Consider the following 13,387-nt stretch of genomic DNA (forward strand, 5'->3'; position numbering starts at 1 on the left):
TTCAGTACAATTCCATCATGAGCGAAACCACCCCTTCCTTTGTCCATTTGCGATCCCACTCGGAGTTCTCCGTGGTGGACGGCATCGCCCGTATTCCCGAAATGATCAAGAAAGCGCAGGCCTATGGGCAGCCTGCACTGGCTTTGACGGACTTGTGCAACTTGTTTGGACAGATCAAGTTCTATACCTCGGCGCGTAAAGCCGGGCTGAAAGCCATCATGGGCTGTGATATCTGGCTGCAAAACGAGGAAGACCGCGAAAAACCGTCGCGCTTGCTATTGCTGGTGCAAAACGAGGCCGGTTACTTGAGCCTGTGTGACATTCTGACCCGCGCCTGGTTGGGGAACCAATACAAGGGGCGGGCAGAGGTACAGCGCGCCTGGCTGAAAGAGTGCAGTGGCCTGATTGCCCTGTCCGGTGGACGTATGGGCGATGTAGGCCAGGCCCTGGCCGATGGCAATCTGGAATTGGCCCGTGATTGCGCCCGCCACTGGGACAGTCTGTTCCCGGGCGCTTTCTATATTGAGTTGCAACGCAGCGGTGCGGACGGCGACGAACTGTATGTACAAGCTGCCATGCGCTTGGCCGCGGAGCTGGACCTGCCCGTGGTAGCGACGCACCCGATTCAATTTATTGCACCCGACGATTTCCGCGCGCATGAGGTGCGGGTATGTATTGCCGAAGGCGAGCAGTTGGCCAACCCCAAGCGTGTGAAGCGTTTTACGCAAGAGCAATATTTTCTAAGCTCGGACGAAATGCAGCAGCGCTTTGCGGACGTTCCTGCTGCGCTGGAAAACACGTTGGAAATTGCCAAGCGTTGCAACCTGGAGCTGGAACTGGGCAAACCCTATCTGCCCGATTTTCCCACGCCCGATGGCATGTCGCTGGGTGACTTCCTGATTCAACAGGCCAAAGACGGGCTGGAAATCCGCTTGAAGCAGCTGTATGCCGACCCCGAGGAGCGCGAGAAGCAACGCCCCACTTACGAAGAGCGTTTGATGTGGGAGTGCAACACCATTATTTCCATGGGCTTTCCCGGCTACTTCCTGATCGTGGCGGACTTCATTAACTGGGGCAAGCACAATGGCGTGCCCGTAGGGCCGGGCCGGGGTTCGGGGGCGGGTTCCCTGGTGGCTTACAGCATGGGGATTACTGATCTGGATCCCTTGCGCTATGACTTGCTGTTCGAACGTTTCCTGAATCCCGAGCGGGTATCCATGCCTGACTTTGACGTGGACTTTTGCCAGGACAACCGCGAACGCGTTATTGATTACGTTAAACAGAAATATGGCCGTCAGGCCGTCAGCCAGATCGCCACATTCGGTACTCTGGGCGCAAAAGCCGTGGTGCGCGACGTAGGCCGTGTGCTGGAATTGCCTTACAGCCTGTGCGATGGCTTGTCCAAACTGATTCCTTTCAACCCCGCCGATCCCTGGACGCTGGAACGTGCGCTGGCCGATGAGCCTGCCTTCCGCGAGCGTTACGAGAACGACGAGGAAGTCAAAGCCCTGATCGATCTGGCCCGTCCCTTGGAAGGCCTGACCCGTAGTGTGGGCATGCACGCCGGGGGGGTCTTGATTGCACCCGGCAAATTGATCGATTTTTGCCCGCTGTATGCCCAGTCTGGCCCGGACGCCAACGCCGTGTCGCAATACGACAAGGACGACGTGGAGGCTGCCGGCCTGGTCAAGTTCGACTTTCTGGGGCTGCGTAACCTGACGATTCTGGACTGGGCCGTGCGCTATGTACGCCAGTTCAATGCGGACAAGCGCGAGTTCGACATCATGGCCTTGCCATTGGATGACGACGCCTCCTACAAGCTGTTGTGCGAAGGTAATACGACAGCGGTGTTCCAGCTGGAATCGCGTGGGATGAAGGAGCTGCTGCGCAGTCTGCGGCCTTCCACTTTTGAAGACATTATCGCCATGCTGGCCCTGTATCGTCCGGGGCCGCTGGAGTCAGGCATGGTGGTGGACTTCGTGAACCGTAAACACGGTCGAGCCGAGGTCGATTACTTCCACCCGGATCTGGAAAGCACCTTAAGCAGCACCTACGGAGTCATCGTCTACCAGGAACAGGTGATGCTGATCTCGCAGATTATCGGTGGCTACTCGCTGGGTGGTGCCGACTTGCTGCGCCGTGCCATGGGCAAGAAAAAGCCCGAGGAGATGGCCAAGCACCGGGTTCTGTTTGAGGAAGGGGCGGTCAAGAAAGGCCACGACCCTGAATTGGCGGTCAAGCTGTTTGACCTGATGGAAAAGTTTGCGGGCTATGGCTTTAACAAGAGTCACTCCGCTGCTTATGCTCTCATCGCCTATCAGACAGCCTGGCTCAAAGCCCACCATCCGGCCGAGTTCCTGGCCGCGACTTTGTTGTCCGATATGGACGATACCGACAAGGTCCAGATTTTCTGGAAAGACGCGCTGGCCAACGGCGTGGAAGTCTTGCCGCCAGATATCAATGCGTCCAACTATCGCTTTGAGCCTGTGCAGGACAGCTATACGGAAAAAGGCTTGCCGCCACGCACCATGCGCTATGGTCTGGGCGCCGTGAAGGGTACCGGTCAGGCTGCGGTTGAAGCGATTGTGGATGCTCGCAAGCAAGGCGGTCCTTTCACCAGTCTGTTTGATTTCTGCCGTCGTGTAGACCGCCATCAGGTGAACAAGCGCACCATTGAAGCCTTGGTGCGTGCCGGCGCTTTTGACACGATTGATGAAAACCGCGCCGCTTTGCTGGCCAGTATCGGTGCCGCTACCGAAGCTGCCGAACAGGCCGAACGTAGCGCCAACCAGTCTTCGCTGTTTGATGACGACTCCAACGATATTGTGGAAGGCGAGGTTGCGAAAGTGGCTCCCTGGAGCCTGCAAGATCGCTTGCGTCAGGAAAAGACGGCACTGGGCTTTTACTTCAGCGGCCATTTGTTTGACGCCTGGCGTGATGAGGTCCGCCGTTTTGCACCGACACCGTTGGCACGTTTGGAAGCGTCGCGCAGTCCGCAGTGGTTTGCCGGTGTGCTGTCAGCGGTGCGTGTACGCATGACACGTCGCGGCAAGATGCTTTACGCCATGCTGGATGACGGCTCGGCGCAGCTGGAAGTGGCCATCTTCAATGAGCTGTTTGAAGAGCATCGCCAGCGTCTGAAAGAAGACCAGTTGATCATCATCCAGGGCAAGGTCAGCAACGACGATTACACCGGCGGCTTGCGGATCAATGCTGATGCTATTTTTGACTTGCAGTTGGCCCGTGAAGCCCGTGCCAGTTGCCTGAGCATCGGCCTGAACAATAATGCCGACGCACAGCGTCTGCAAACCTTGTTGGCACCACACCGTGCCCAGGAGCAGGGCGGGGTGCCGGTCGAGGTACAACTGCTGCGTCCCGATTATGAGTGCGTGGTGCAGTTGGGCCCGCAGTGGCGTGTTCGTCTGGCGGATTCCTTGCTGGAGCAGCTGGAAGGCTGGGACGCCACGCGCGAGGTGGAGATCAGCTACCGATGAGGCCCTTGCGCATTCTGCACTCGGAAGCTGCCACCAGCTTTGGTGGTCAGGAAAACTACATCCTGCGAGCCATGCGCATCTTGCGCGAAAGGGGGCATCAGGTGGAGGCCGCCTGCCAACCCCACGCCCAGTTGACCGAGCGCCTGCGCGACGAGGGTTTTGTGGTTCATACCCTGTTGATGGATGGCCCGGCCAATTACATGCGCGGTGTGCGCCAGTTGCGTCGGGTCTTGCGCCAAGGTCAGTTTGATGTGCTGAACAGCCATAGCCGCCGTGACACCATGCTGGCCGGTGTGGCCGGGCGCCTGGCGGGAACCCCCTTGATTGTGCGTACGCGCCATCTGGCCAAGAAAGTGGGCTCCTTGATGTCTTACACCATCGTGCCCAAACGGGTGATTACGCCCAGTGATTATGTGCGCGATCACCTGATCGAGCGGGGCGTGAAACCTGGGCATGTTCGGGTGGTCTATCCCTGTGTCGATCCCAGCGTGATTGATTCAGCGCCCCTCCTGGATTTGCGTGCCCAGTTGGGTTTGGCGTCTGATACCTTGCTAGTAGGTTGCGTTGCCGTATTGCGGCGCGAAAAAGGCCATCATGAACTGATCGCCGCCATGCAGCCTTTATTTGATCGCTACCCTCAATTGCACTTGGTGCTGGTGGGGGGCGGCTCTCCGGGCTATGAACAGTTGCAGGCCTTGATCGCGGAGCTGGGGCTGCAAGGGCGGATTCATATGCTGGGCGCTCGTGCAGATGTGCCCTCGATTCTGCCCAATCTGGATATTTTTGCCTTGGCGACCCATATGGAAGCGTCGGGCACTGTTTTTGTAGAAGCTGGAAGCGCCGGCATTCCTGTGCTGGGCAGCCGTGTTGGCGGAGTCCCGGAGATGATGCAAGAAGGCCGCAGCGGTTTGCTGGCGGATTTGCACGACCCGGAGCAGTGGCGTGCCGCCTTGGAAAAAATGATCCGGAGCACGGAGTTGCGTCAGGAAATGGGAGCCGCAGGGCGCCTGTTTTGTCGTAGCGACGAGCGCTTTACCCCGGTTGCCATGGGCGACCGGCTGGAAGGCGCTTATTATGCTTGGTTAAAGGAGCTTCAGGGATGAAAGTGGCAAGCACCGTGCCCGTCATGATGTACCACCATGTCACCCCGGAAGGGGGCATGATCAATGCCAGTCCCGAGCATTTCGAGCAGCATTTGCAATGGTTGAAGAAAAACGGCTGGACCAGCCTGACAACCGAGCAATTTGTAGGCCATCTGCAAGGGCAGGGCGTACCGCCCAAATCGGTACTGATTACCTTTGATGACGGCTACCTGGATAACTGGGTATACGCTTATCCCTTGTTGAAAAAATATGGCTTCAATGCCGTGATTTTCCTGGTGACAAGCTGGATCAATGAGGGGCCTGTGCGCCCTTATCTGGGCCAGGGTCAGGACGTGCCCGAATGCCCGGATCATCGTGAATGTGAAGCGCGTATCGAGCAAGGTCGTAGCGACGAGGTGATTTTGCGCTGGAGTGAAATCCACGCCATGCAGGCTGATGGTGTGTTCGAGTTCCACAGTCATACTCATACCCATACTCGCTGGGACCTGAGCGAACAGCGCGATCAAAAGAACGACAAGATGCGTTGGGAACTGGAGCAATCCCGTCAGACCTTGAAGGCCAATATGGGTATGGTCTCTGACCAGCTGTGTTGGCCGCAAGGCTATTTTGATCCTGATTATGTGCAGGTCGCCCAGCAAGCCGGTTTCCGCTATCTGTATACAACGCGCGCCTTCGGCTCCAACCAGCCTGGTAGCGATCCTTTGCACATTTATCGTTTCGCCGTGCGTGACACGACGGGCGTATCGGTAGGACGCAGGCTGAATGTTGCGGTACATCCCGTGATTGGTCCGATTTTCAACAGGTGGAAAGCATGGCGTCGTCGTCAACGACAGAAGTAGGGCAAAGCGCCGCGTCGAGTTCTGGCAAGCGCCTGTCCGTTATCCTGATTACGAAAAACGAGCAGGCGCATATTCGTGCCTGCCTGGAATCCGTTGCCTTTGCGGACGAGATTATTGTGGTGGACTCGGGCAGTACGGATGAGACGGTGGAGATCGCCCGTTCCATGGGGGCGAACGTGACGGTCACCCCGGATTGGCCCGGTTTTGGGCCGCAGAAGAATCGGGCACTGGATCAGGCCACGGGCGAGTGGGTGCTGTCCATTGATGCGGACGAGCGTGTTACGCCCGAGCTTGCACAACTGATTCAGCAGGAAATGACTCAGCCTCGTGGTACAGCTTACCGGATTGCCCGCCTGTCAGAGTTCGCTGGCCGCTGGATGCGCCATAGCGGTTGGTGGCCAGACCGGGTATTACGACTGTTCAAGCGTGGTACAGCCCGTTTTAACGACGCCAAAGTCCATGAAAGCGTGCAGACCGAGCATCCAGTCCTGGTCTTGGATGGACATTTTCTGCATTACCCCTACGCCAGCCTTGAAGTCTTTATCGACAAGATCAACCGTTATTCCTCGGATGCGGCCCGTCAAATGCAGGCCAAGGGCAAGACCACCAGCCTGCCGGGCATTGCTGGCCATGCCAGCTGGACCTTTGTGCGTCACTATATTGTTCGACGGGGTTTCCTGGATGGCCCGCAAGGCTTCATTCTGGCGTGTATGGCCGCTTCTGGCAGCCTGTTTCGATATAGTAAGCTGTGGTATTACACCCGTCAGAAGTCTGATTAGCCCCTTATAATGCCGCCTATGATTCCGATTCTTATGTACCACCAGGTCGGGGTGCCTGCTCCCAAGGGCTCGCCTTACCGTGGTTTGACCGTGCATCCTACTGATTTTCGGCGCCAGATGACTTGGCTCAAGCGCTTGGGTTACCGTGGTTTATCCATGGCGCAACTGATGCCGTACCTGCGGGGTGAAAAGCAGGGCAAGGTTGTGGGGATCAGCTTTGATGATGGCTACCGTAACGTCTTTCAGAACGCTATGCCGGTGCTGGATGAATTGGGCTTTACGGCGACCAATTACATTGTGGCGCGGCATCTGGACGGTTCGAACTTCTGGGACCAACCCAAAGGAGTGCCGCATTCCGGTCTGATGTCCTTGCCAGAACTGCGCGCCTGGGTGAACGCCGGTCATGAAGCCGGTTCGCATACGCTGGACCATGTGCATCTGACCGATGTGTCCTCGGAAATTGCCCATTACCAGATCGCGCAATCCAAGGCGGAGCTGCAAGACGTGCTGCAAGTGGAAGTCAGCGCGTTTTGCTATCCCTATGGCGATCAGAATCAGGCTATTCGTGAGCAGGTGCGTCAGGCTGGTTATCTGAATGCCACCACGACCAATCGCGGTCTGGCCCGTTCAGACGATGATTTGTTTGACTTGCCCCGTGTGACGGTCTCGCGTTCCACCAATATTTTGCGCTTCGTGCAAAAGTGCGTGACACGCCTGGAAGACAAGCGTCGTACGGTTTCCCGCTCATGAGCTCAGATCAAACCCGCGATACTCCCGCTGCGATTCCCGAGCGCCTGCGCATCGCTTTTGTGGTCGACCGTTTCGGTAACCGCTTTGGCGGCGCTGAAGCGTATGGGGTGGAGCTGATGCGCGAGCTGGCCGAAAAACACGAAATCACTGTGTTTGCGCGCGAATATGACAGTCGCTGTGATTTGAAGCTGGCCTATGTGCCTATTCGACATTGGTCGCATTGGCCGGGCTGGATACGCGGCATCCTGTTTGCCCGTCAGGCCGCCAAGGCCACGGCGCAAGGTTTTGATATTGTGCACTCGCACATGAACGGCTGGTGCGGGGACGTGGAAGTAGTGCATGTCACCCCCGTGCGGTTTAACTGGCGCGTGCGGCCTTTGCCTTTGTTGAAAAAACTGGGCTCTTACTTCAGCCCCAGGGTCTGGGGGTATCTGGGCCTGGAAAAACGCCGTTTGCGCCCCGGTCCTCATGCCGTAGTCGCCGTTTCGGGCCTGATTGCCGAACAATTGCAGCAAGCCTATGGCAGCGTGCACGACTATCCCGTCATTGCTCCCGGTGTGGCCTTGCCGCAAGCCGATGCCCAAGGCCAGGAGCGCACCCAGGTTCGCGAGTCTTTGGGTTTTACGAACGATCAGGTCGTCTGCCTGTTGGTGGCTCGTAATCCGCTGCGTAAAGGCTTGAATACGGTGCTGGAAGCCTTGGCGAAACTGCCTTCCCATTATCGATTGCTGGTGGTGGGCGGAAAGCCGGGTCTGCGTGACCAGATACGCCAGCAGCTTCAGACTCTGAATATGCAGGATCGCGTTATCCTGCAGGGTGAAACCTCCAACGTCGAACCTTTTTATCGCGCTGCCGATATTTACGTGCATCCCACCCTGAATGACAGCTTTGGCATGGCACCGCTGGAAGCCATGTCCTATGGCTTGCCGGTTGTCCTGAGCCCGGCTCCGTGGTGCGGCTTTGCCCAATATGTGCAGGGCGGCTATCACGCATTGCTGCTCAGCCATCCGGAGGATGCTCAGGAACTGGCTCGGGCGATTGAGAAAATCAGCAAGGACCCGGCCATGGCCAGGAATCTGATCGAGAACTCGCGTGAGTTATTGGTTCAATTCAGCTGGCCTGCCGTCGCGACTCGCTATCAGGACCTGTATCAAAAAGTGTTGCTTCGCCGCCAAGATTAAAGGCAGGTGCAGCCAGGTTTTCTCTTTTACCGAGATTAAATCGTCAAAACTGCTGTTCAGTCATTGTTCAGCTTACGCAATAGCGGATACACTTTGTGGCCTGTAGATGCTCGATCTGAGTATTTGTCTGTCATTCACAGCCGCTGACGGAGCGAGTTTTGAAGGTCCTGATCACTGATATTCACCATGGTAATGGCGGTGGCCATGTCACCTATATTCTGGGTTTGTTGCGCGGTTTGGCCCATCAGTGTGAATTCACTCTGGCGGCACCGGCAACGGGCCGACTGTATCGGGAAGCGTCGCAGATACCCGGTGTAAGAGTGTTGCCAGGCCTGTATACCGCCCGTATCGGGACGGCCTTGTCGGAAATCTGGAACCTGCGCCGTTTTTTGCAGCGCGAAGCTTTCGATATCGTGCATTGCAATGGCAGTACCGATCATCGTCATGTCATGATCGCCTGCAAAACCTTGTCGAATCCTCCCGTTATTATCTGGACCAAACACAATACCAAGCGCCTACACAGCATGGGTAACCGTTTGCGGGCGCGCTTTGGGACTGATCTTTGCATTGCTGTCAGCGATTATGTTGCCCGCCAACTCGCCAATTCCGATTATCGGCGTTGCAACGTTGAACGGATTTATCACGGTCTGGACTTGGAGCATTATTCCCCGGTTTCCGCGCAGGAAAAGCAGGCTGCACGCCAAGCACTTTTCGGCGCTGATTTGGCAGAGAACAGTTTGGTGCTGGGCTCAGTGGGTGGCACGGATCTGGAAAAAGGTTGGCTGCTGCTGGTTGAAGCAGTGTCCCGTCTGGAGCCGGAACTCAAGCAGCGCGTTCGGATTGTGGTAGCAGGTGATCCACCTGCGCAGGCTGTTCGGGAGCAAGTGCAGGCTTTGGGCTGTGCCGAGCAATTGGTTTTCCCCGGCTTGGTTAAGGATGTGCGCTCGATCCTGGCTGCCTGTGATGTGGGGTTTGTGCTTTCATACAAAGAGTCGGCCTCGTACGCGTGCTACGAATCCTTGGCTTTGGGGCTGCCCGTCTTGATCTCCAATGCGGGTGGTCTACCGGAAAGCATCGAGCATTTGCATGAGGGTTGGGTGGTGCCTTGTGGAGACGTGGCAGCCATTGAGGCGCATGTTCGAGACATGTTATGTCAGAAGTACTGCTTGCATACCGTGGGCAAGCGTGCCAGGCAGCGCGCAGAGAATCGTTTTGATGCGCAGCGTTTTTCGGTGGATACTTATCAGGCCTATTTGAAGGCGCGGGCGCTATAAAGTCAGGTGCAGGCCAAGCCTGTAGCAAAAAGCGTTCTGAGTGTATTTCAGAACGCTTTTTTTATGCCTAGTTGTTGAGGGACGGAGCCGTGAGTGTTTCCAGCTCCGTCAGCCAGGTCAAGGCATCTTCCCGCTTTTCCCCACACATTTCCGAAGAGGCTTGCAAGCCCGAGCAACAGGCAGGGCGTTCGGGTTGGCCAAAAATCCGACAACGTAGCTGTTCGTCCAGCTGAATGCAAGGCACACCCGCAGGCTTGCCGTGGGGCATGCCGGGGATAGGACTGGAGATAGAGGGGGCGATACAGCAGGCCCCACATTCAGAACGGCAAATCATGCCCAGCCTCGGGACCAGTACACCAGAATCCCGACATATTCCTTGATGATGGAGCGGCTGGATTGCAGGGCCATCAGATTGGGTTTCCACATGGAAAACTCGGGGCTATTCGGAACCGTTAGCTGTGGGGCGGCACCAGCCGCAATGACATCGACCCCTTGCTTGCGGAAAATTGCCATGGCGCGCGGCATGTGCAGGGCAGAGGTTACCAACAAGACTTTCTTGGCCTGCTTTTCTTGCAGTAGCTGGGCGGTGTATGCACCATTTTGCTGGGTGGTCAGGCTTTCGTTTTCCATCAGTGTGGCCGAGGCGGGCACATCCAGATTAGTCAGGGTGTTGGCCATGACCTTGGCTTCACTGATGCCGCCGTCCAGCGCGGCTCCCGACAAGACAATGTAAGGTGCACGGCCCGCTTTATACAGATCGGCCGCTCGTTCTACCCGCGCCGATGTTTTCTGTGCTGTTTGGGGCAAGAACCAATTGCTGCGATTTTGAGCGGTGTGGCCGCCCAGAACCACAATGGCATCGGCTTGCGTTACCTGCTCAGCCGGCTGATAGGGATACATTTTTTCCAGATAACCGCCCGCATACAGACTGGTGGCAGGCAGGGACCAGGCGCCGGTCCAGAGCAGTCCGGCCAAGGCCAGAGCGGCGGCGGTTTTGCGCAGGCGCAAGATAAAGAGCAGCACCGCCACAAGTAGTAGGGCGGCAAACAAATTCAGCGGAATGACCAGGCTGGTCAGGATGCTCGATACATTCATGGGTGCTCCCGCTCTGACTCCAGCACTTGCACCACCTCGTCCAGCGTTGGCCATTGGCCATCGCGCCCCAGGCAAATCGCCCGTGGCGACCAGGGACCGGTGTCTTCAGGGTTGGTGACGCCACATAAGGTCAGCTGCTGGGCCTTGATGGCTGCCGCGACATGGGAGACGCCAGAGTCATTGCAAATAACCCACTGCGCCTGTTGGCAAAGCCGCGCAAACGCTCCTAAAGGCAGGGGCGGCAGGCAACGTGCGCTGGGCGCATTTTGCAGGGCAGCCTCATGCTCGTTGGGCGGGGGGCACATAATGACGGTTTTGCCTTGGGCTTGCAGATGGCGGGTCAGTTGGTCGAAATACGGCCAGACTTTGACGCGGCCTTTGTGCAGTCCCGTTGCGGTAGGGGCGATCAGAATATAGTCACCGGGGCGCAGGGCGGCTTGGCGCAGACTGTTGTCGCCTTCTTGCCGTTGCAGGGGGCTGAGCGTCAAATCCAGGGTGGCTGGGGCTTGTTCAGGCGCCGGGTTCAATTTCCACAGCGCTAAAGCCTGCTGAACAATATAGAACCAGGATTGCACCGCATGCAACTGCTTTTGCGGCTTATTTAAAGGCCATCGTAATAAAAGGCTACGGCCGTCGTCCCGGTAACCGCAGGCTGGCAGACCTGCCAGTTTGAAGCTGAGGGCACTACTCAGCGAATCGGGCAGCAGCAGGCCATACGCTTGGCGATGGCCGTGCTGGCGACGATAGCGGCGTATGGCCTTGGCGTCCTGATGCCAGTGGCTGCTCATGGGGAGGAAGCCATGCAAGGGGTAGGCCGACAGCAGTTCGCGGGCCCAGGGACGGGCGCAAACCACGACGGGCAAACCGGTATCCAGCAGAGCCTGTAAACACGGCAGGCTCATGCATACATCGCCTAACCAATTAGGCAATCGTAGGTAAAGGGCAGAGGGATCAGACATGAACAGGACAACTAGGCAGAACCAACAAGTGCGGAGAAGCTCGATTCAGGCAATGAGCGTTAGAATAAACACAATTAGATAGTATATAGGGTGTCCTCGTTGTCTAACGCCATAGAAACCAAAATCAAGCCTGCTGGGCACGATCCTGTCAAATCCGATCTCTGGAAGCGCATTTATAGCCGTTTGCTGCCTTATTGGAAGGTGGCGGTGCTGGCGCTGATCCTGGTCAGCATCTCCTCAGCTACCCAGCCGGTGCTGGCGGTGATCATGAAGCCTTTGCTGGATGATGGCTTTACGGGTGCCAATCCGGACTATATGTGGTCCATCCCGCTGGCGGTGATCGGGCTGATGTTTGTGCGCGGCGTGACCAGCTACGGCAGTTCTTATTTGTTTGCCTGGATCGCCAACAAAATGTTGCTGACTTTACGTGGTGACATGTTCTCCCGCTTGCTGGGATTGTCTGATTCGGAGTTCAAGCAAGGGGATACTGGCCGTTTGCTGAACCGCTTCACGATTGATGCCGGCACCATGACTGGCGTGGCCACCGAGGTGGTCACCGTCGTAGTGCGTGAAACCTTGACTGTGATCGCCTTGTTGGGCGTTCTGCTTTACATGTCCTGGCAATTGACCGTGATCGTGTTTCTGGTCATGCCCGCCTCGGTCTTTGTGGCCAAACTGGTGTCGCGTCGCCTGCGCCGCATCAACCGCGATACCGTGAACATGAATGCCGAGCTGACTCGTGTGGTTAGTGAAGCTATTGATGCCCAACGTGTCATCAAGCTGTTTGATGGCTACGAGCGTGAAAACACCCGTTTCATGTATGTGAATGCGCGCCTGCGCCGCTTCGCCATGCGTGCAGCTTCTGCGGATGCCGCTCTGTCGCCTATTACACAGCTGTTTGTGTCGATTGCCGTGGCCGGAGTGATTTTTGTCGCTCTTTACCAGGCCAATACCGGCACGCTGACTATCGGTAGCTTTGCCGCTTTCATGGCTGCCCTGGGACAGATTTTTGATCCTATCAAGCGTTTGACCAATATCACCGGCACGATGCAGCGCATGCTGGTGGCGGCAGAAAGTGTCTTCAAGCTGGTTGACCAGGACCCGGAGCCCGATACGGGGACTCGAGAGTTCACGCAGCCTGTGCATGGTCATATCGAGTTCGACTCGGTGTCACATCGTTTCCCCAACGCGCATCGCGATACCTTGTCCGAGGTCAGTTTTGCGGTGCAGCCCGGCCAGACCATTGCCCTGGTTGGCCGTTCCGGTAGTGGCAAGACCACACTGGCCAATATGTTGCCGCGTTTCTTGATTCCTAGCAGTGGGCAAGTGCGGGTAGATGGCATTCCCTCCGAAGAGCTGACCTTGCGTAGCTTGCGTAGCCAGATTTCTTTGGTCAGCCAGGACGTGGTGCTGTTTGAGGCGACGATTGGCCAAAACGTGGCCTATGGTGCAGGAGCCGATGTTACGCCGGAACGTATCTGGGAAGCGCTGGAGGCAGCCAATCTGCGCGAGTTCGTGGAAGGCTTGCCACAAGGTCTGGATACGATGGTGGGCGAGAATGCCAATTCCCTGTCTGGCGGCCAGCGTCAGCGTCTGGCCATTGCCCGTGCCTTGATTAAAAATGCTCCCATTCTGATTCTGGATGAAGCCACCTCGGCTCTGGATAATGAGTCCGAGCGTCAGGTTCAGATGTCGCTGGAGACCCTGATGAAGGGCCGCAGTACCTTGGTGATTGCGCATCGTCTGTCTACCGTACAAAATGCGGATCAAATCCTGGTGCTGGACGAAGGGCGGATTATTGAGCAGGGCCGTCACGACGAATTGCTGGCCCGCAACGGTGTGTACGCCGGTTTCTACCAAATGCAGTTTCAGTTCAACGAATAAGCAGCCTGGGGCTGCACGATAAGGAACAT

The 13,387-nt window shown here is 56.9% G+C and carries 11 protein-coding genes; 8 read left to right on the forward strand and 3 right to left on the reverse strand.

Annotated elements, in window-relative coordinates:
* Positions 1 to 17 precede the first annotated feature (17 nt).
* The 7 genes from dnaE (at position 18) to NBV64_RS06440 (ending at position 9,420) form a co-directional block, all read left to right on the forward strand.
* Positions 18 to 3,494: a DNA polymerase III subunit alpha gene (dnaE, locus tag NBV64_RS06410; protein WP_022983575.1), complete on the forward strand. Its 3,477-nt coding sequence runs from the start codon at positions 18 to 20 to the stop codon at positions 3,492 to 3,494.
* Positions 3,491 to 4,597: a glycosyltransferase family 4 protein gene (locus tag NBV64_RS06415; protein ID WP_083053968.1), complete on the forward strand. Its 1,107-nt coding sequence runs from the start codon at positions 3,491 to 3,493 to the stop codon at positions 4,595 to 4,597. Before dnaE ends, NBV64_RS06415 begins: the two co-directional genes overlap by 4 nt.
* Positions 4,594 to 5,436, forward strand: coding sequence for a polysaccharide deacetylase family protein (locus tag NBV64_RS06420; RefSeq protein ID WP_022983576.1), 843 nt, complete (start codon positions 4,594 to 4,596; stop codon positions 5,434 to 5,436). The genes NBV64_RS06415 and NBV64_RS06420 overlap by 4 nt, the downstream gene beginning before the upstream one ends.
* Positions 5,409 to 6,215 (forward strand): glycosyltransferase family 2 protein, encoded by an 807-nt coding sequence (locus NBV64_RS06425; protein ID WP_009461667.1) that lies wholly within the window; start codon positions 5,409 to 5,411, stop codon positions 6,213 to 6,215. Before NBV64_RS06420 ends, NBV64_RS06425 begins: the two co-directional genes overlap by 28 nt.
* 33 nt (positions 6,216 to 6,248) lie before the next feature.
* Positions 6,249 to 6,965: a polysaccharide deacetylase family protein gene (locus NBV64_RS06430; RefSeq protein ID WP_009461672.1), complete on the forward strand. Its 717-nt coding sequence runs from the start codon at positions 6,249 to 6,251 to the stop codon at positions 6,963 to 6,965.
* Complete coding sequence (locus NBV64_RS06435; protein ID WP_052159324.1) at positions 6,962 to 8,146, forward strand: glycosyltransferase family 4 protein; 1,185 nt, start codon at positions 6,962 to 6,964, stop codon at positions 8,144 to 8,146. Before NBV64_RS06430 ends, NBV64_RS06435 begins: the two co-directional genes overlap by 4 nt.
* A gap of 158 nt (positions 8,147 to 8,304) precedes the next feature.
* Positions 8,305 to 9,420 (forward strand): glycosyltransferase family 4 protein, encoded by a 1,116-nt coding sequence (locus NBV64_RS06440; protein WP_035270697.1) that lies wholly within the window; start codon positions 8,305 to 8,307, stop codon positions 9,418 to 9,420.
* 67 nt (positions 9,421 to 9,487) lie between these two features.
* Here the strand turns inward: NBV64_RS06440 and NBV64_RS06445 are convergent, their stop codons facing one another.
* From NBV64_RS06445 to NBV64_RS06455, 3 genes are read right to left on the reverse strand one after another with little or no spacing between them, the layout of a single operon-like run.
* Positions 9,488 to 9,754 carry a YkgJ family cysteine cluster protein gene (locus NBV64_RS06445; protein ID WP_250756919.1) on the reverse strand — a complete coding sequence of 89 codons (267 nt, stop codon included), beginning with the start codon at positions 9,752 to 9,754 and terminating at the stop codon, positions 9,488 to 9,490.
* Positions 9,751 to 10,515: a YdcF family protein gene (locus NBV64_RS06450; protein WP_009461680.1), complete on the reverse strand. Its 765-nt coding sequence runs from the start codon at positions 10,513 to 10,515 to the stop codon at positions 9,751 to 9,753. The genes NBV64_RS06445 and NBV64_RS06450 overlap by 4 nt, the downstream gene beginning before the upstream one ends.
* The gene (locus tag NBV64_RS06455) at positions 10,512 to 11,417 is read right to left on the reverse strand and encodes a glycosyltransferase family 9 protein (RefSeq protein WP_250756920.1); all 906 of its coding nucleotides are present in this window, start codon (positions 11,415 to 11,417) and stop codon (positions 10,512 to 10,514) included. Before NBV64_RS06455 ends, NBV64_RS06450 begins: the two co-directional genes overlap by 4 nt.
* 147 nt (positions 11,418 to 11,564) lie before the next feature.
* On the opposite strand from NBV64_RS06455, the gene msbA reads away from it, so the two are divergent.
* Positions 11,565 to 13,358 carry a lipid A export permease/ATP-binding protein MsbA gene (gene msbA / locus NBV64_RS06460; protein ID WP_009461684.1) on the forward strand — a complete coding sequence of 598 codons (1,794 nt, stop codon included), beginning with the start codon at positions 11,565 to 11,567 and terminating at the stop codon, positions 13,356 to 13,358.
* Positions 13,359 to 13,387 lie beyond the last annotated feature (29 nt).

The organism is Alcaligenes sp. DN25, assembly GCF_023674485.1.
Lineage (GTDB): Bacteria > Pseudomonadota > Gammaproteobacteria > Burkholderiales > Burkholderiaceae_B > Alcaligenes > Alcaligenes phenolicus.